Below are 17,993 nucleotides of genomic sequence, written 5' to 3'. Positions count from 1 at the left end.
GATGCAATTCTCATGACAGACGCACTCAAGCGCCTCTCCGACGAGGGCGTGGCGATCTGGCTCGACGACCTGTCCCGCACACGGATCACCTCCGGCAACCTCGCCGAGCTGATCGACCAGAGTCACGTCGTGGGTGTCACGACCAACCCGTCGATCTTCCAGAAGGCGATCTCCCAGGGCCACGGTTACGACCAGCAGCTCACGGACCTCGCCACCCGCAAGGTCACCGTGGACGAGGCCATCCGCATGATCACGACGGCGGACGTCCGTGACGCCGCCGACATCCTGCGTCCGGTCTTCGACAGCACGGACGGCCAGGACGGCCGGGTCTCCATCGAGGTCGACCCGCGTCTGGCGCACCACACGGCGGCCACGGTCGCCGAGGCCAAGCAGCTGGCCTGGCTGGTGGACCGGCCGAACACGCTCATCAAGATCCCGGCGACGAAGGCCGGCCTGCCGGCGATCACCGAGGTCATCGGCAAGGGCATCAGCGTCAACGTCACGCTGATCTTCTCGCTGGAGCGCTACCGCGAGGTCATGGACGCCTACCTGGCGGGTCTGGAGAAGGCGAAGGCCGCGGGCCTGGACCTCTCCAAGATCCACTCGGTGGCCTCGTTCTTCGTCTCCCGCGTGGACTCCGAGATCGACAAGCGTCTCGACGCGGTCGGCACCGACGAGGCCAAGGCGCTGAAGGGCAAGGCGGCTCTCGCCAACGCCCGGCTCGCCTACCAGGCGTTCGAGGAGGTCTTCTCCTCGGACCGCTGGGCCACGCTCGACAAGGCGCACGCCAACAAGCAGCGTCCGCTGTGGGCCTCCACCGGTGTGAAGGACCCCGCGTACAAGGACACGCTGTACGTGGACGACCTGGTCGCCCCCGGCACGGTGAACACCATGCCCGAGGCCACGCTGGAAGCGACCGCGGACCACGGGCAGATCACGGGCAACACCATCGCCGGCACCTACGAGCAGGCCCGCGCCGAGCTCGACGCCGTCGAGAAGCTGGGTGTCTCGTACGACGACGTCGTCCAGCTCCTCGAGGACGAGGGCGTCGAGAAGTTCGAGGCCGCCTGGATCGACCTGCTCAACTCGACCGAGGCGGAGCTCAAGCGCCTCGCCCCTTCGGAGGGCTGACCACTTTGTCTGGTGTTCCCGGAGCCAACCCGCTCCGTGACGCCCAGGACCGACGGCTCCCGCGTATCGCGGGGCCGTCGGGCCTGGTCATCTTTGGCGTCACGGGCGATTTGTCCCGTAAAAAGCTGATGCCCGCCGTCTACGACCTGGCCAATCGCGGCCTGCTGCCGCCGGGCTTCTCGCTCATCGGTTTCGCGCGCCGCGAGTGGCAGGACGAGGACTTCGCACAGGAGGTCCACGACGCCGTCAAGCAGCACGCCCGTACGCCGTTCCGTGAAGAGGTCTGGCAGCAGCTCATCCAGGGGATGCGCTTCGTCCAGGGCAACTTCGACGACGACGAGGCCTTCGAGACCCTGAAGGCGACCATCCAGGAGCTGGACCAGGCGCAGGGGACGGGCGGCAACTTCGCCTTCTACCTCTCCGTGCCGCCGAAGTTCTTCCCCAAGGTCGTCCAGCAGCTCAAGAAGCACGGGCTGGCCGACCAGAAGGAGGGTTCCTGGCGGCGTGCCGTCATCGAGAAGCCCTTCGGCCACGACCTGACGAGCGCGCAGGAGCTCAACCAGCTCGTGCACGACGTGTTCCCGCCCAACGAGGTCTTCCGGATCGACCACTACCTGGGCAAGGAGACGGTCCAGAACATCCTGGCGCTGCGGTTCGCCAACACGATGTTCGAGCCGATCTGGAACCGGAGCTACGTCGACCACGTCCAGATCACGATGGCCGAGGACATCGGCATCGGCGGCCGGGCCGGCTACTACGACGGCATCGGCGCCGCCCGTGACGTCATTCAGAACCACCTGCTCCAGCTGCTGGCGCTGACGGCGATGGAGGAGCCCGGCTCCTTCCACCCGAAGGCCCTGGTCGCCGAGAAGCTCAAGGTGCTCACGGCCGTCGAGCTGCCGGACGACCTGGGCAAGCACACGGTGCGCGGTCAGTACGCGCACGCGTGGCAGGGCGGCGAGGAGGTCCTCGGCTATCTGGAGGAGGACGGTATCGACCCCAAGTCGAAGACCGACACCTTCGCCGCGATCAAGCTGACGATCAACAACCGCCGCTGGGCGGGCGTGCCGTTCTACCTCCGTACCGGAAAGCGGCTCGGCCGCCGGGTCACGGAGATCGCGGTCGTCTTCAAGCGCGCCCCGTACCTCCCGTTCGAGTCCGGCGCGACGGAGGAGCTGGGCGGCAACGCCCTGGTCATCCGGGTCCAGCCGGACGAGGGCGTGACCGTGCGGTTCGGCTCCAAGGTGCCCGGCACCTCGATGGAGGTCCGGGACGTGACGATGGACTTCGCCTACGGCGAGTCCTTCACCGAGTCCAGCCCGGAGGCCTACGAGCGGCTCATCCTCGATGTGCTGCTCGGCGACGCCAACCTCTTCCCCCGCCACCAGGAGGTCGAACTCTCCTGGAACATCCTCGACCCGATCGAGCAGTACTGGGACAAGCACGGCAAGCCCGCGCAGTACCCGGCGGGCACCTGGGGCCCGGCCGAGGCGGACGAGATGCTCGCACGAGACGGACGGAGCTGGCGCCGGCCATGAAGATCGATCTCACGGAAACCACTTCCAGCAAGATCAACCAGGCGCTGGTGTCGGCCCGCCGTGCCATCGGCACCCCGGCGATCGGCATGGTGCTCACGCTGGTCATCGTCACCGACGAGGAGAACGCCTACGACGCTCTCAGGTCGGCCGGCGACGCCTCGCGCGAGCACCCCTCGCGGATCATCGCGGTGATCAAGCGGGTCAGCCGTTCGCCGCGCAACCGGCGTGACGCCCGGCTGGACGCCGAGGTCCGGGTCGGCTCCGACGCGGGTACCGGCGAGACCGTGGTCCTCCGGCTCCACGGCGAACTGGCCAACCACGCCCAGTCGGTCGTCCTGCCGCTGCTGCTGCCGGACGCCCCGGTCGTGGTCTGGTGGCCCGAGGCGGCGCCCGCCGATCCGGCGAAGGACCCGCTGGGCGCGCTCGCCCAGCGCCGGATCACGGACGCGTACTCGGCGGAGCAGCCGAGTGCCGAACTGTCGGTGCGCGCGAAGTCGTACACCCCCGGGGACACGGACCTGTCCTGGACCCGGATCACGCCGTGGCGTTCGATGCTGGCCGCCGCACTCGACCAGCAGGCCGTGGACGTCGTCTCGGCGACGGTCGAGGGCGAGTCCGAGAATCCGAGCTGCGAGCTGCTGGCCATGTGGCTCGCGGACCGGCTGCAGGTCCCGGTCGAGCGCACCATGTCCGCCGGTCCCGGTCTGACGGCCGTCCGGATGGAGACCAAGTCCGGCACGATCGTGCTGGACCGGGCCGACGGTTCGCTGGCGACCCTCTCCATGGTGGGCCAGCCGGACCGCGCGGTGGCGCTCAAGCGCCGGGAGACCGCGGAGCTGCTCGCCGAGGAGCTCCGCCGGCTCGACCCGGACAACACGTACGAGTCGTCGGTGAAGTTCGGCGTGGAGCGGCTCGGGGAGGCGGCGAAGCCCAAGGACGCCGCTCCTTCCGGCCCGACCGCGGCCGCCGCCAAGAAGACGGCCGCGCCGGCGAAGAAGGCGGCGTCGAAGTGAGCGTCGTCCCGCAGCTCGTCGTGCACCGCGACAAGGAGCTGATGGCGCAGGCCGCGGCGGCCCGGCTGATCACGAAGATCGTGGACGCCCAGGCCGCACGCGGTTACGCCTCGGTGGTGCTCACGGGCGGCCGCAACGGCAACGGCCTGCTGGCCGCGCTCGCCGACGCGCCCGCGCGGGACGCGATCGACTGGTCGCGGCTCGACCTGTGGTGGGGCGACGAGCGGTTCCTGCCGGACGGCGATCCGGAGCGCAATGTCACGCAGGCCCGCGAGGCCCTGCTGGACTCGGTGCCGCTGGACCCGGCCCGGGTGCACGCGATGCCCGCGTCGGACGGGCCCTGCGGCCCGGACGCCGACGCGGCAGCGGCCGCGTACGCCGCCGAACTGGCCGCCGCGGCCGGTCCGGAGGACCACGGTCCGGTGCCGGTGTTCGACGTGCTGATGCTGGGCGTCGGCCCTGACACCCATGTGGCCTCGCTCTTCCCGGAGCTGCCCGCGGTACGGGAGACCGAGCGCACCGTCGTCGGTGTGCACGGCGCGCCCAAGCCGCCGCCCATCCGCGTCTCGCTGACGCTGCCCGCCATCCGGGCGGCACGCGAGGTGTGGCTGCTCGCGGCGGGCGAGGACAAGGCGGAGGCCGCTGCCATCGCCCTGTCGGGTGCCGGGGAGATCCAGGCCCCGGCCGCGGGTGCGTACGGTCGAAGCCGCACGCTGTGGCTGCTGGACGCGGCGGCGGCCTCGCAGCTGCCGCGCGCCCTGTACCCGCCGGCGTCCGCCTGAGAGGCGTACCGAACGGCCCGGCCCGCCCCTGGAGTTCGCCAGGGCGGGCCGGGCCGTTCGCATGCCCGCGCCGAACGGGGCCGTCGCCCGTCCGGCCGACGCCTCAGAACGCGGTGGTGCAGTCGGGCCGGCGCGCCGTCGTCGGGTCGAGTGCGTTGCGTACGAGCCGCAGGACGACCGGGTCGTAGGGGCTGCCCATGTGGCCCGTCCGGTCCTGCGGGCAGATGTCCTGGACGGTGATGTTGGTGACCGGGTCAGCGGGGAGCGCGGGACGAAGGTACTGCCGCTCGAAGGGGGTCACGATCCTGTCCCACCGGGTGACCACCGTGGTGTACCGCACGCCCGGCACCGTGTCACCGCCCGCGTCCAGCCGGGTGTTGACGGCCGACCCGATGGTCTGGTCGGCGAGCGCCTGGCCGCCGAACCGGGCTGCCGGGGCGAGGATCCGCAGCCGCTGCGCGAGGGTGGCAAGTCCGGAGACGGTGCTGCCGTGGTTGGCCGGGGCGATGCCGATCAGGTGACTCACCTTGTTGCGGGCGGGATCGGCGGCATCGGCGCCTCCGGCGAATCTCAGGTAGTAGCGCGGCAGGATGCCGCCTCCCTGGGAGTGGCCCACCAGATCGGCCTGGCGGGCTCCCGTCCGGTCGAGGACCCGGTCGACGAAACGGGCCAGCTCCCGGGCCGACCGCGGGACTGCGGCCCTGCCCTTGACGACATCGCCCCGCGGGGCGCCGAGGTTGGGGGCGAAGACGCAGTAACCGTCGGCCCGGAGCAGCGGCGCGAGGGCGCTCCAGTTGTTGTACGCGTTCTCGTACGTGCCGTGGACGAGGACGACCGGGCGGGGATGCCGGGTGCGGGGTTCGCAGGTCCAGTCGTCGGCGCCGGGTGGCGGGGCGTCGGGATGCTCGGTGGAGGCCACGAACGCCCGCTCCCAGAGGAGGTGGGCCATGCCCGGCCCGTCTCCGGACGCGGTCGTGAGCGGGGGACGGTCCCGCGGTGCGGTGGCGGCCGCCGCGAGGAACACGGCGACGAGGACGGTCAGCAGGGCGGCCGTCGGCCGGAACCGGCGGCGGCCGGCCCGGCCGTGCGGATGGTTGACGTGCGCAGGCCTTGTCGAGTCGTTCGGGCGGAGGGGCAGGGACTGCATGAAGGGGCCTCCCGGACGGTTTCCCGCGGCCCGGGCCGGGACGCGAGCTGAGATGGGTCATCCGTTGCGGTGGTGCGCCACCGCGCCGGTGGCCCCCTGGCACGGGAGCCGGCGCGTTCCCGTCCTGGCCCGGCACGGCGCGCGCCCCGCGCGCCGGACGGGGGCCGGCGCGCGGACCGCTGCGCGTTCGAGTGACACCTCACCGGGCTTTGTTCACACTCAGTGACAGCTCGGGTACGGTGAGGGCGTCGTGTCCGGGCCGGTGCGCCCGCTCCGTTCCGTGACGCCAGACGCCAACTCGTACACGGCCGCAAGGAGATGGCATGCCTGCGAACTCGGTTGTCTTCGGTGCCGGCGGCTTCATCGGCCGCTCCTTGGTGGGGGAGCTCCTGCGCCGGGACCAGCACGTCGCGGCTGCCGTCCACGGCAGCGGGGACCGGCTCCTGCGATGGCTCGATGAGCAGCGGGTGGACACCGGCCGGCTCACCGTCGTACCGGCCGACATCACCCGGCCGGGGCTCGGCCTCCCGGAACACGGCCTGGACGAGGTCCGGGACGTGTACAACACGGCGGCACGCTTCGCCTTCGGGATGACCCCGGCCGAGGCCAGGCCGGTCAATGTCGAGGGCGCCGGGCATGTCGTCGACTGGGCGGCGGCCCGTCCGAGGCTGCGGCGGCTGGTGCACATCAGCGGCTACCGGATGGCCGCGGCCGAAGCCGCGTCGCCCGACTACCGGCGCGACGGCGCCTACGAGGCGTCCAAGCGCGAGGGCGACGCGGTGGTGCGGGCACGCGCCCGTGAACTCGGCGTCCCGCTGAGCGTCGCCAACCCGAGCACCGTCATCGGCCCCGGTCAGTCCGTCGGGCTGGCGGATCTGGTCGGGGAGCTCTGGCGGGGCCGGCTCGTGGCGCTGCCCGGGGGGCCGGACATCTTCCTGCCCGTCGTGGTGCTCGACTACTTCGTACAGTTCCTGGCCTCCCTTCCGGAGCGGCGTGAGAGCGCTGACGGCACCTACTGGCTGCTGGACGACGCCACGCCGGAACTGCCGCGGCTCGTCGCCCTGTTCGCCGAGCACATGGGCGTGCGTGCTCCGCGCCGCTCGGTCCCGGTCGGCGTCGTCAAGCGGCTGCCCCGTTCTCTGACGAGGGCGAACCCGGAGACCCTGTCCTTCCTCTCCAGCGACCGGTACGACACGGCGTCCGCGCGGGATCTCGCGGACTCCTTCGGCCTGGAGATGCCGCCGGTGCGCGATGCCCTGCGCGACTGGGCCGACGACCTGGTCGCCACCCGTTTCGGCCGTGTCCGGGCACCACGGGCGGCGTACGGGTTCCAGCAGGTCGGCGCGGACCGGACCTGGGTGGTGGGCGAGCGGGAGCGACCCGGATTCGTGTTCCTGCACGGACTGCCGATCGACGCCGACTCCTGGTCACCGGTGGCCGAGCGGGTGGACACCCCTGCCCTGGCGGCCGACCTTCCGGGGTTCGGCCGGTCCACGCCCGAGCCCCGGCAGTCGCACGACGACTGGCTCGCCGCCCTGCTGGCGCCCGTGCGGAGCCGGCCGGTGCTGGTGGCCCACTCGTACTCCTGCGGGCCCGCCCTGCGGTATGCGCTGCGGTATCCGGAGCGCGTCGCCGCGCTGGTGCTCGTCTCCCCCGCCTTCCTGCAGCCGGCGTCCTCGTGGCTGATGCGCTCCCCTCTCGCCGTGCCCGTACTGAGCCGGATGACCGCCGAACGGCTGGCCGGCTCTCTCGGCCTGTCCGACGACACCTTCCTCCACGGGCCCGTCGACGACCTGAGGCGGTCGGGCGCGGCGCTCCGGGTGGTCTCCGCCCTGCGTGCGGCGTACGGGCACCGCGGTGTTCTGCGGAGCGCCGTGCACCGGGTCGCGGTTCCCGTGGAACTGGTCATCGGGTCGCAGGACCCGCTGGAGGAGCCCGGTGAACTGCCCGTCACCGAGATCGCGTCGGCGGGCCACTACCCGCAGCTGACCCATCCCGACGAGGTCGCGCGGCACCTCGTCGCGGTGCGGGAGCGCACGACGGCCCGGTAGCGGCGCCGCCGGTCAGGCGCGGGTGAACGCCAGCACGATGTTGTGGCCGCCGAAACCGAAGGAGGTCGACAGGGCCGCCTCGGCGTCGGCCTTGCGGGGCAGCCCCCTCACCAGGTCGAGTGCGATGCCGTCTCCGATCTCTTCCAGGTTGCGCACCGGTGGCACCAGGGACTCCTTGAGGGCCAGGACCGTGAGGATCGCCTCCACGGCGCCCGACGCGCCCAGGAGGTGGCCCGTCGCGGACTTGGCGGCGGTGACCACCGGGTGACCGCCCACCGCGCTCATCACCGCCCGGGATTCCGCGATATCGCCCTGGGGCGTGCCCGTCGCGTGGGCGTTCACATGACCGATGTCTCCGCCGGACAGCCCGGCGTCGCGCAGAGCCTCCTCGATGGCGCGCACCTGCCCCGCGGCGTCGGGCAGGGTGATGTCGTGCGCGTCGGAGGTGACGCCGGCCCCGGCCAGTGCCGCGTGGACGCGCGCGCCGCGTGACCGTGCGAATTCCGCCCGTTCCAGCACGACCATGCCCGCGCCCTCGGACATCACGAACCCGTCCCGCCGCCGCTCGAAGGGCCTGGAAGCCTGCTCGGGAGCGTCGTTGCGCAGGGAGAGCGCCCGCATCTGCGCGAACGCGCCGAGCGAGAGGGGGTGCAGGCAGGCGTCCGTCCCTCCGGCGACCACCACATCGGCGCGTCCGGCGCGGATCAGCAGGGCGCCCACCGCGATGGCCTCGGCTCCCGACGCGCACGCGCTCGTCGGCGCATGGGTGCCCGCCCGGGCTCCGAGCATCAGACTGACCACCGCGGAGGCGCCGTTGGGCATGAGCCGCGGCACGGTGTACGGGGAGACGGCGCGTCGGCCGCGCTCGTTCATCGCGTCGTACTGGTCCAGCATGGTCAGCGCGCCCCCGATGCCGGTGCCCACCACGACCGCCAGCCGTTCGGGCTCGACCTGCGGCGGTCCGGCGTCGGCCCAGGCCTCCCCGGCGGCGACCAGCGCGGCCGCCTGGCTGCGGTCCAGCCGGCGCCGCTGTACGCGTTCGACCTCGTCGTAGGGGTCTCGGTACATGGCGCCCGCGATACGTACCGGCAGGCGGCCGGCCCACGGGGCGTCGATCCGGGAGATGCCGGACCGGCCCGCCAGCAGCGCTTCCCAGGTGCCGGCGACGTCGGCACCGAGCGGGGTGGTCGCTCCCATGCCCGTCACCAGCACCTCCTCCGGCCGGGCGCGCGGACGCGTGTTCTCACCCGAGGTGTGCCGCACGACCGCCTCCGTCTCCCGGCCCGGCTGCCACGGGCGCGCGGCTCTTCAGTCCCGCCGCTCCCGGCCCGGCCGCCACCGGCGCGCGGCTCTTCAGTCCCGCCACGGTGAGCGCCATCACCGCGCGGAGCAGGTCACCCGCGCCGGCAGGCGGGTCCGTGGCGGCTTTCGCCGGCCCCGCGAGCACCACGCCGGCCGGGTCGGCGCCTTCCCCGTGTTCATTTGGACTCAATTCATCGGTGGCACACACACCGTCTCCCTATTTTCTTTACGCCGGACATGGCTTGAATTTGCCATAGGCCCGAACGGGGCAAAGGAATCCTGCCCGGTGTGAGCGAGCCGACCACTGAAGACCGACCGCTCCACCCGGAAGCCAATCTATGCGCCGCGGTCCGGCGACGCCTCGGGTGTTCTGCTGATTTCCCCCTCCCCACTCCGGGGGATCGATCACCCATTGGGAGGGGCCCGAATGCGCCGGTCACAGCACTAATGGGGAGGTGGTGAACCCTTTCCTCACAAAGAAGTGCGACGACCTCAGAACCATGATCAAATACTTTCTTATTTGTCGTACAATGCCTTCGTTCATTGCTTATTGCCACGACACTCGAGTGTGCTGCATAGTAAACAAAGGTGCTGCGGAGAACAGTTTTCGGCCCCACCCAGATCCCCATTCGATTCAACAATAAATTACGAGACGAATGGCGCGATGCCCAGGCCGGTCAAATTTTGTTCTCCTGCAAAATCCGGAAAGGGAGCTTCATGTCACACACCAGAACGGCCCGCACGTCCTCCGCCGAGGAGAAGGTCCACGTACTCCGCTGGCCCCTCGAGGCGTCGAAGCTGGAACATCACCGCCGCACGGGCGCCCTGCGCCTCCTCGTGGTCGAGAACGGGGGAACGCCGCCGACGTCCACCGATGTGCGGGAGGACTGGGTCCGGTCCCCGATCACGCGCGAGGACTTCACCGCTCGTATCGAGGCCCTGCGCGCCAGGGCCTCGTCGCAGGACCTGCCGGCCCTGGACCACGACGGTCTGCTGCGGTACGGCAGCCGCGTCGTGCCCGTGTCCCCGACCGAGACGTACCTGTTACGGCCCCTGGTGCAGCGCTTCGGAAGCCTCGTGGCCCGGGACGAACTGCTCACCCTGCTGAGCACCCGTGGTTCCACCGCGAGCCGAAACGCCCTGGACCTCCACGTGATGCGGATCCGCAGGCGTGTCCTGCCCCTGGGGCTGCGCCTGCGCACGGCCAGCCGGCGCGGCTATCTCCTGGAGGGGCCGGCCTGACCGAAGGCCCCCTGCCGGACCGTGTCCGGCAGGGGGCCTTCGCGGTCTGCCGTCAGACCGCCGTGCAGCGCGGGCCACAGCTGCCGCAGGCGGCCGGTGCGAGCCCGGTCCGGAGGGCGTAGATCACGGCGTGGACCCGGTTGCGCAGTTCCAGCTTGTCGAGCACGTGCTGCACATGCGATTTGACCGTGCTCTCACCCAGGACCAGTTCGGCCGACATCTCGGCATTGCTGAGGCCGCGGGCGAGGAGCGTCAGCACCTCCCGCTCCCGGCGCGTCAGCAGTTCGGCGCGCGCCCGCTCCTCGGCGGTCCCGTGTCCGCAGGGCGGCGCCGGCCCGCGGTCCCCGTCCGGGGCGGGCGGTGCGGACCAGGAGGCCTCGAAGACCGTGTACCCGGCGGCGACCATGTGGACGGCGGACAGCAGTTGCTCGGGGGTGGCTCGGCTCAGCACCACACCCCTGGCTCCGGCGCGCAGGGCCTGCCGCGCGGAATCGTCCGTCCCCTGGACCATCAACAGGAGGCCCGGCGTCCCTCTCCCCGGCCGCGCGGCCAGCCCGGCGGCCAGGCCGACGGCGTCGAGGCCGGGCGACTGCGCGTCGACGAGCACCACTTGGGGGCTCAGGCCGGACACCCGACGTTCGGCGTCGGGGCCGTCGACTGCCTCGCCGACCACCTCGATGGTCCGGTCCAGGGCGAGAACGGCCCGGACGCCGGCACGGGTGATGGCGCGGTTACCGACGAGCAGAACGTCCACGCGTGCGGTGATCGGTCTCTCCTCTCGTTCAGGGCGTGGAGCCACGGCCCCTCCTCCGGGCTGTGGCTCCACGGTGTCAGGCCGTGGTGCCCTCGGTGCCGGGAACGGCCGCGCCCGTGTCCTTCCGCGCGGGCCGCCCGGCCTCGTGACGCCTCGGTGTCGCGAGGACCGCGAGGGCGCCGACCGCGATCAGGCACGCACCGGTCCACAGCGCGGGAACCATGCCGTCGGTGAAGCTGCCCGGTGTGGCGAGATCACCGTGCGCGGTGAACACGGAGGCCAGAACGGCGACCCCGAGCACCCCGCCCAGCTCCCGCAGCGCGTTGACGGAGCCCGAGGCCATGCCCCGGTCCCCCGCGGCGACCGAGCTCATCACCAGATTCGCCGTCGGGGAGAAGTAGAAGGTCATGCCGAGCCCGCACAGGACCAGCGCCGGGACCAGGGAGGGGTAGCTCACCTCCGGTGACACGCGGGCCGCGATCCAGCCCAGTCCGCAGGCCTGGAAGGTCAGTCCGAGCGCCACGATGGAACGGCCTCCGATGCGGTCGGAGAGGTAGCCGACCACCGGCGCGACGAAGACCGGCACCACCGTCCAGGGCAGGATCCGAAGGCCTGCCTCCATCGGCGAGTAGCCCCGCGGTCCCTGGAAGAACTGGGTGAGCAGGAAGACCGAGCCGAACATGCCCGCGAACATCAGCAGCCCTGCCGCGTTCATCCCGCTGAAGGTCCGGTGACGGAAGAGGCGCATCGGGAACATCGGCATCGGCGTGCGCAGCTCCCAGACGACGAAGGCCGCCAGGACCAGGGCGCCGCCGGTCAGCGCGGCCAGGACCCGCACACTGGACCAGTCGTCGGCAGGGCCCTGGATCAGGCCGAACACGATGCCGAACAGACCGGTGCCGGCCAGCGCGGTGCCCACCAGGTCCAGCCGGTTGTGGGGGCCGCGGCTCTCTGCGAGCTTGCCCCGGGCGAGCGGGAGGACGACCAGCCCGATGGGCACGTTGACCCAGAAGATCCACTGCCAGGCCAGGTGCTCCACCATCAGTCCGCCGATGAGGGGGCCCATCGCGATGGCGAGTCCTTCGACGGCGCTGAGCGCTCCGAGGACGGCTCCGCGGCGGGCCGCGGGTGCCACCGCCGTGAGCAGGGTCAGGTTGAGCGGCATCAACGCGGCGGCGCCCAGGCCCTGTACGGCACGGGCCGCGATCAGGGCGCCGATGCCGGGGGCGAGCGCCGCCGCCGCGGAGGCGGCGGTGAAGAGGGACAGGCCGACGAGGAACATGCGGCGCCTGCCGAACCGGTCGCCCAGGGCCGCGCCGGGAAGCATCAGGACCGCGTAGGTGAGCGTGTAGGCGTTGACCGTCCACTCGAGTTGCTGGATGTCGCCGCCGAGGCTCTCGCGGATCGCGGGCAGGGCGGTGATGACGACCAGGTTGTCGAGGGACACCATGGCCACGCCCAGGCCACAGCACAGGAACGTCCACAGGACGTTCCGCTTCGAGACGTTCATGGTTGCCTCTTCCTGAGGGTGTGCCGCGCCGGGTGCCGGGGCGGGGCGCGCCCGGTGTCGGCGCGCGCCCGCCCCGCCGCCGCGGGGCGGGCTTCGTTCAGCGCGCGTCTTGCCGGCGCATGAGGCGGAGCATCGGCGGTACCAGGGCCGCCAGTTCGACCGGCCAGGACAGACGGCTCAGCCAGCGCTCGCCGAACGGCCGGGCCAGCTGGTGCACATCGACGCGGATCTCCGGGCGTACGGGTTTCCCGGCGAGGATCCGCACCGCCATGTGGGAGCTCAGCACCCCGAACGCCGTGGCGGTGTACGCCACCTGAGGGAAGCTGTAGTCCGTGCGCAGATGGTTGGCGCGGATCTCGGCCAGCATCTCGGCCGGGACCCTGCGCAGCGGCACCGCGCGTCGCAGCAGGTCCCAGGTGTCCATGCGCACGATGTCGTTCACGGTGATGTCGCCCGCGAACGGCTCCCGGACGCGCCGGTAGTCGTAGCAGCGCACGTACTGGGTCCCCGCCATGTCCCAGCCGGTGACCAGGGGCAGCCGCCGCTGCACGGCCACCCGGTGCAGCAGGTGCTTGGCGCGCCAGCCGTCGGGGGTGGTGACGTCCACCCCGTCGATGATCATCTGGCAGGTCGCGGTGAGCCGCTGCACGGTCTGCGGGGTCACCCCCTCCGTGAACACCGTCACCCGGGCGTGCGGGTTGATCGACATGATGCGTTCGGCGGCGCCCGCGGCCTTGTTCTGGTCGAGGTCGGCGGCGACCGCGCTCTGCCGGTTGAGGTTGTTCAGCTCGAACGTGCCGGGGTCGGCCACCAGGAAGCGCTGCACACCGAGCCGGGTCAACGGCTCCACGGCGGCGCCGCCGATCGAACCGCAGCCCGCGACGAGGACCGTCGCCGCGCGGAGCGCCTGCTGTTCCTGGACCGAGACGACACCGGCGTTACGGGTGACCAGCTCGTCGTAGAAGACCCGGTGCGACTCCGACTCCTCGTCACCGGCCGGCTGGCGGAGCATGTCCTCGGCCGTCATCGCGAGCCTCCGCGCTGGCGGGGGACCATGGGGCCGGGCGCCTTCTGCCGGCGAGCGGCGAGCCTGGCGACCATGGCGTGGTACGAGGTCAGGTCGCTGGTGCCGTCGAGGTAGGAGCGGACGACGTCGCGGTACCACGCCAGGTCCCCGGGCACCGGGGCGACGAAGGGCTTCGCGACGACGCCCTGGTGGTAGATCGGCGCGAGCGGATCGGACGGGGGCAGGCTCGGAGACGTGTCCTCGACCACGTGGAGGTCGAATCCGGCCAGCCTCAGGTGGCGCAGGGCCACGTGTTCCTTGGCGTCGCCGAGCACGATGCCGATGGCGTCGCCCAGCTGGATCATCGCCTCGCCCATGCCCAGCATGAGGTGCCACGGCACCCGGTCGTGCTGGATACCGAGCGGCATCGACTGGTCGCGCAGGAAGCGCTTCAGCTCGAAGACCTGGTGGGTTCCCAGGCCGGGGCGCGCGTACGGTCCGAGCAGGTCCACCCCGTGCGCCGCCTCGGTCGGGAACAGAGTGCGCCGCGCCGAGTCGAGCGGGAGGCTCACGGTGTCCGACGAGCAGCTCAGTCCGACGTAGCCACGGATCCTGCCGGTGCGGGAGCAGAGGGTCACGGTATGGATGCTCTCGGTCTCACCGGCCCGGGGCAGGGGCTCGTGGAACGCGGCCGTCCGGTAGACCAGGTCGGCCGAGATCCAGCTGAGCCGCAGGTACTGGGCGAGCCGGAAGCCGAGGATGCCCCTGAGGTACCGGGCGGGGAACTGGCTGTCCCGCGCGGTCAGGGTGAGCAGGCCGCTGTGGGCGTCCTCCGCGTAGTACAGCGGCGGGCCGGCGATCTCCGTGGGCAGCCGCCGGTAGCTGAGCCGCTCGTGGAGTTCGATGATGTCGGCGACGTAGCGCAGGGCCCGCGATCCCGTGGGGTCGGCGGAGGTGGGGATGGTGGTGCGCCCGTGACGGTCGCCGCTCGCACGCGAAGGGGACGCGTTCACGCGGCATCGTCCTCCGCGTAGAGGCTTTCGGTGATGGCGAGCGCCAGCACCTCGGGGGTTCCTTCGTAGATGCGGGTGCCGTAGGCGTCGCGGAGCATCTTCTCCACTCCGTGGGAGCGCAGGTAGCCGCGTGCGCCGACGAGGGAGCAGGCCGCGTCGGCCACGTCGATGGCCGCCCGGTCGGCGAACAGTTTGGCCACGGCCGGCTCGTAGGCGGGCGGCGGCAGTTGGGTGTCCACCGTGTTCGCCGCGTGCAGGTAGAGCAGCCGGGCGGCGTCGACCTTGGCGCTCATGTCGGCCAGCTTCGCCGCCGTGAACTGGTGCCGGTGCAGCAGCGTGCCGCCCTGGACCCGCTCGCCCGCCCAGGTGACGGCCTGCTCCAGGGCGCCGCGTGCCACGCCGGTGGAGATGCCCGCGACCGCGGCTCGGGCCATGTTGCTCTGCGCCATGTTGATGGCCATGCCCTCGCCCTCACCGCCGATCATGTTCTCGGCAGGGACCCGGACCTCACGGAAGGTCAGCTCACTGCCGAGGCAGGCCCGGTAGCCCATCTTGTCGGCGACCGGGCCGCGGACCACGCCGGGGAGATCGAGCGGCACGATGAAGGAGGTGAGCCCGGTCGCCCCGGGGCTGCCCTCCATGTTCGCGAACACCGAGGCGAACGCGGCGAAGCGGGCGTTCGTGATGAACCGCTTCCTGCCGGTGAGCACATAGGCGTCGCCGTCCCGGCGTGCGGTCATGACGTGGCGTGCGTGCTGCGCGTTCGAGGGGATGATCAGGTCGCAGCCCGCGTCCTCCTCCGTCACCGCGTTGCAGGCCAGCACCGGCTCGTCACCGGAGAACAGCGGCAGGTAGCGGGCCTGCAGGCGGGGATCGCCGGAGAGCAGGAGCGGGGCCTGGCCGAGCATGGTGGCGCCGAAGACGAGTGCGGTGCCGGGACACACGGCGGCCACTTCCTCCAGGGCCGTGGCGACCCCGAGCATGCCGAGGCCGAGACCGCCGAAGTCGGTGGGGACGGCAGCCCGGGTCAGGCCGGCCTTGTGGCCGCGCCGGACCAGGTCCCAGTCGAAGTCCTCGGCCGGTGCCCGGTCCAGTTCCAGGACCCGCGGCCTCACCTCCTCCTGGGCGAACCGGCGTGCGGCGTCCTTGAGTTGCCGCACCCCGTGCGGCAGTTCGTCGAAGTTCAGCTCCGGGGAGAGGTCACCCGGCACGTCGATGGTCATGGTTTTCGGGACTCCTTGAGGGCGGGGCTGGGGGTGGGGGCGCGGATCAGAGGCCGGCTTCGGCCGCGATGTCCGGGTAGCGGTCGAAGGCGGGCTGGAGCAACGGCACGAGCTCCAGCACCTTGGCGATCCGTCCGCGGATCCGGAGCTTCCCGGTGGCGATGGCGGTGGGGACCGGCAGCCGTCCCAGCCACAGCGCGTGCGCCGTGTCGCAGGTCATCTTGAGAGTGATCGCGGCCTTGAACGGCGCCGCGTCCCCGAGGACGACGCCCTCGGGCGATACGAAGATCCGGCAGTCCGGCTTGCTGTGCACCAGTTGCACGGACAGCGACTCCTTGCGGGCCTTCTCCACGAACTGCTCGTTCTCCAGCAGTACGGAGAAAAGCCGCCCGAATACGTCGCCGGCCATTTCTCCGGACGGAAATACGCTCATGCTCTTCCTTCGCGAGATATGCGGCCCGACACCCGCCCTACCGAAGAGGCATCTCCTTGAGGAACGAAAGGCCTGGGCCTGCTCATCGGGCGTCGGTGGCAGCACGCTATGACACCTCCCGGAGGGCATGACCCGTGTCGACAGGTAGCCGAAAAATGATGGAAAGAAAACAGCAAGCGCGTCCGGCGACATGGCTCCTACCTGCACTGATGCGCCTTCCAGGCTGCCCGCCCGCCCCACATGGCACCGAATCACCGTAGGTGACATCACGGCCCAGAAATGCTACGCAAAGGAATATCCAAGGCCACGAAAAGAGCCACGAAAGAGTGATTAAGTAAAGCTCTTCTTGCATTTGTCGAATTCATGCTGCGTCATGAAGGAGTCACCGCTGCGACCCACGCGGCGATTGATTCAGAAAGGAGGTGACCGACGATGCGCAGGATCGATATGAAGCACCGGGCAGCCGTCCGGGCCGACCGGCCCAAGGCCGGCGAGGCGTCCAGTTGGAACTGGACGTGGGCCTACCGACAGGCCTGACCCCCGCCCGCGTGGGGCCGGCCTCCCCTCACACCCCCGGCCCCACGCGGGTATCCGCGGCCCTCCCCGTACTCCCCTCCCACGCCTCACTTCCACCCGCACCTCACTCGCCTCCCGTACCTCCGAGGAGTCACCTTGCGTCTTCGCCGCTCCCGTTGCCTGACGTGCTACTGGCACGACGGTGAGTTCGTCGTCCACCCGCACCCGCACGGCACCTCCCTGGCGCTGCACCCCGCCGCGGCGGAGATCCTGACCGCGTTCGAGGACTGGAGCACCCCCGAAAATGCGGCCGGGCGCCTCGGGCACCTGACCCGCGACACGGTCGACGAGGCCGTCGCGACGCTCACCGGCGCCGGGGCGCTGCTGGCCCAGGGCAGCCCGGCCGCCCACCGCGACGAGGAGATCGCCGGTCAGTGGGGCGCGTGGATGCCCGAGGCCTCGTTCTTCCACTACGCCACCTCGGACGTGTACGACGCGGGCCCTGCCGGGGAGGTACCGGACACTGCCGACGGCGGAGCCGGGGACAGCGGTGCCGAGCCGGCCGAGGGGCCGTTGCCTGCGCTCTTCACCAGCCATCCGCACGCTCCCCGGCTCCTGTTGCCGCGCAGGCCGGCCCCCCTGCGGGCGCCGCTCGGGGAGGTCCTGTACGACCGTCGTACGCACCGCGACTTCAGCGGTGGCCCGGTCCCGTTGGACACCCTGGCCGCCTTGCTGGCCACGGTGTTCGGACCGGTCGACTTCATCGACTGCGGCCGGGGCGCGCTGTATCGACGGACCAGCCCCCAGGGCGGTTCACGGCAGGAGATCGATGCCTACGTCGGCGTCCTCGGCGTCGACGGCCTGTCCCCCGGCTGGTACCACTACGACGGACTGTCGCACGCGCTGGAACTGCTCTCCGAGGGCTTCACCCCCGAAGAGGCCGCCCATCTCTGCGCCGACCAGGCGTGGGCGGCACGGCCCGCCTTCTTCGTCGTCCTCGCCGCACGCCTGGAGCGGATGAGCGTGAAGTATCCGACGCCGCGGGCCTACCGGGTCTGCCTGCTCGACGCCGGGCACCTGGGGCAGACCTTCGCCCTGACCGCCACGGCGCTCGGACTCGGCCCGGCGCAGACCGGTGCCTTCAGGGACTCCGTCGTCGCCGGACGCTGCGGCCTCGACAACACGGACCACACCCCGCTCTACGTCCTGGCGGCCGGGCATCCCGCGCCGGTATCCCGGGACGCCCCTCCACCGGCCGGCGTCACCGCCTTCGGCGCGACCGCCCTGACGGCACCCTGACCCGGGCGGGCGGGCCGCAGGGACCTCGTCCGC

At 71.5% G+C, this 17,993-nt stretch carries 15 protein-coding genes; 7 read left to right on the top strand and 8 right to left on the bottom strand.

The window, feature by feature from the left end:
- The first annotated feature begins 12 nt into the window (after positions 1–12).
- From tal to pgl, 4 genes are read left to right on the top strand one after another with little or no spacing between them, the layout of a single operon-like run.
- Positions 13–1,131: a transaldolase gene (gene tal, locus OG959_RS30110; protein WP_326663533.1), complete on the top strand. Its 1,119-nt coding sequence runs from the start codon at positions 13–15 to the stop codon at positions 1,129–1,131.
- 5 nt (positions 1,132–1,136) lie between these two features.
- Positions 1,137–2,669, top strand: coding sequence for a glucose-6-phosphate dehydrogenase (zwf, locus tag OG959_RS30105; RefSeq protein WP_148015892.1), 1,533 nt, complete (start codon positions 1,137–1,139; stop codon positions 2,667–2,669).
- On the top strand, positions 2,666–3,682 hold the full coding sequence (gene opcA, locus OG959_RS30100; RefSeq protein WP_326663532.1) for a glucose-6-phosphate dehydrogenase assembly protein OpcA: 1,017 nt from the start codon (positions 2,666–2,668) through the stop codon (positions 3,680–3,682). Before zwf ends, opcA begins: the two co-directional genes overlap by 4 nt.
- Positions 3,679–4,464, top strand: a complete 786-nt coding sequence (gene pgl, locus OG959_RS30095) for a 6-phosphogluconolactonase (protein ID WP_326663530.1) — start codon at positions 3,679–3,681, stop codon at positions 4,462–4,464. The genes opcA and pgl overlap by 4 nt, the downstream gene beginning before the upstream one ends.
- 103 nt (positions 4,465–4,567) lie before the next feature.
- Here the strand turns inward: pgl and OG959_RS30090 are convergent, their stop codons facing one another.
- The gene (locus OG959_RS30090) at positions 4,568–5,611 is read right to left on the bottom strand and encodes an esterase/lipase family protein (protein ID WP_326663528.1); all 1,044 of its coding nucleotides are present in this window, start codon (positions 5,609–5,611) and stop codon (positions 4,568–4,570) included.
- A 323-nt stretch (positions 5,612–5,934) separates the two neighbouring features.
- On the opposite strand from OG959_RS30090, the gene OG959_RS30085 reads away from it, so the two are divergent.
- A complete protein-coding gene (locus OG959_RS30085; RefSeq protein ID WP_326663527.1) occupies positions 5,935–7,662 on the top strand; it encodes an alpha/beta fold hydrolase in 1,728 nt (575 codons plus the stop codon).
- 12 nt (positions 7,663–7,674) lie between these two features.
- On the opposite strand, the gene OG959_RS30080 is transcribed toward OG959_RS30085, so the two are convergent.
- Positions 7,675–8,925: a beta-ketoacyl-[acyl-carrier-protein] synthase family protein gene (locus OG959_RS30080; RefSeq protein WP_326663525.1), complete on the bottom strand. Its 1,251-nt coding sequence runs from the start codon at positions 8,923–8,925 to the stop codon at positions 7,675–7,677.
- A 756-nt stretch (positions 8,926–9,681) separates the two neighbouring features.
- Between OG959_RS30080 and OG959_RS30075 the strand changes: the two genes are divergently transcribed.
- The gene (locus OG959_RS30075; protein WP_326663524.1) at positions 9,682–10,206 is read left to right on the top strand and encodes a helix-turn-helix domain-containing protein; all 525 of its coding nucleotides are present in this window, start codon (positions 9,682–9,684) and stop codon (positions 10,204–10,206) included.
- Between the two features lie 52 nt (positions 10,207–10,258).
- On the opposite strand, the gene OG959_RS30070 is transcribed toward OG959_RS30075, so the two are convergent.
- From OG959_RS30070 to OG959_RS30045, 6 genes are all read right to left on the bottom strand, one after another.
- On the bottom strand, positions 10,259–11,005 hold the full coding sequence (locus OG959_RS30070) for a response regulator transcription factor (RefSeq protein WP_326663522.1): 747 nt from the start codon (positions 11,003–11,005) through the stop codon (positions 10,259–10,261).
- 31 nt (positions 11,006–11,036) lie between these two features.
- A complete protein-coding gene (locus OG959_RS30065) occupies positions 11,037–12,470 on the bottom strand; it encodes an MFS transporter (RefSeq protein ID WP_442805657.1) in 1,434 nt (477 codons plus the stop codon).
- 97 nt (positions 12,471–12,567) lie between these two features.
- The gene (locus tag OG959_RS30060) at positions 12,568–13,497 is read right to left on the bottom strand and encodes a HesA/MoeB/ThiF family protein (protein ID WP_326663521.1); all 930 of its coding nucleotides are present in this window, start codon (positions 13,495–13,497) and stop codon (positions 12,568–12,570) included.
- A complete protein-coding gene (locus OG959_RS30055; protein ID WP_326663519.1) occupies positions 13,494–14,489 on the bottom strand; it encodes a hypothetical protein in 996 nt (331 codons plus the stop codon). The genes OG959_RS30060 and OG959_RS30055 overlap by 4 nt, the downstream gene beginning before the upstream one ends.
- Positions 14,486–15,712: an acyl-CoA dehydrogenase family protein gene (locus OG959_RS30050; RefSeq protein ID WP_148015883.1), complete on the bottom strand. Its 1,227-nt coding sequence runs from the start codon at positions 15,710–15,712 to the stop codon at positions 14,486–14,488. Before OG959_RS30050 ends, OG959_RS30055 begins: the two co-directional genes overlap by 4 nt.
- Positions 15,713–15,758: 46 nt before the next feature.
- Positions 15,759–16,145, bottom strand: coding sequence for an SCP2 sterol-binding domain-containing protein (locus OG959_RS30045; protein WP_326663516.1), 387 nt, complete (start codon positions 16,143–16,145; stop codon positions 15,759–15,761).
- 672 nt (positions 16,146–16,817) lie between these two features.
- On the opposite strand from OG959_RS30045, the gene OG959_RS30040 reads away from it, so the two are divergent.
- Positions 16,818–17,960, top strand: a complete 1,143-nt coding sequence (locus OG959_RS30040) for a SagB/ThcOx family dehydrogenase (protein ID WP_326663514.1) — start codon at positions 16,818–16,820, stop codon at positions 17,958–17,960.
- Positions 17,961–17,993 lie beyond the last annotated feature (33 nt).

Source organism: Streptomyces sp. NBC_00385 (genome assembly GCF_035917155.1).
In the GTDB taxonomy this organism is placed as follows: domain Bacteria; phylum Actinomycetota; class Actinomycetes; order Streptomycetales; family Streptomycetaceae; genus Streptomyces; species Streptomyces poriferorum.
This window is presented reverse-complemented; position numbering and strand designations above follow the sequence as displayed.

Bases quoted from the DNA above. Each gene is read 5' to 3' on its own strand.
- OG959_RS30045 (WP_326663516.1), bottom strand. From the start codon at position 16,145: ATGAGCGTATTTCCGTCCGGAGAAATGGCCGGCGACGTATTCGGGCGG.
- OG959_RS30075 (WP_326663524.1), top strand. From the start codon at position 9,682: ATGTCACACACCAGAACGGCCCGCACGTCCTCCGCCGAGGAGAAGGTC.
- tal (WP_326663533.1), top strand. From the start codon at position 13: ATGACAGACGCACTCAAGCGCCTCTCCGACGAGGGCGTGGCGATCTGG.
- OG959_RS30085 (WP_326663527.1), top strand. From the start codon at position 5,935: ATGCCTGCGAACTCGGTTGTCTTCGGTGCCGGCGGCTTCATCGGCCGC.
- OG959_RS30065 (WP_442805657.1), bottom strand. From the start codon at position 12,470: ATGAACGTCTCGAAGCGGAACGTCCTGTGGACGTTCCTGTGCTGTGGC.
- OG959_RS30050 (WP_148015883.1), bottom strand. From the start codon at position 15,712: ATGACCATCGACGTGCCGGGTGACCTCTCCCCGGAGCTGAACTTCGAC.
- opcA (WP_326663532.1), top strand. From the start codon at position 2,666: ATGAAGATCGATCTCACGGAAACCACTTCCAGCAAGATCAACCAGGCG.
- OG959_RS30060 (WP_326663521.1), bottom strand. From the start codon at position 13,497: ATGACGGCCGAGGACATGCTCCGCCAGCCGGCCGGTGACGAGGAGTCG.
- OG959_RS30090 (WP_326663528.1), bottom strand. From the start codon at position 5,611: ATGCAGTCCCTGCCCCTCCGCCCGAACGACTCGACAAGGCCTGCGCAC.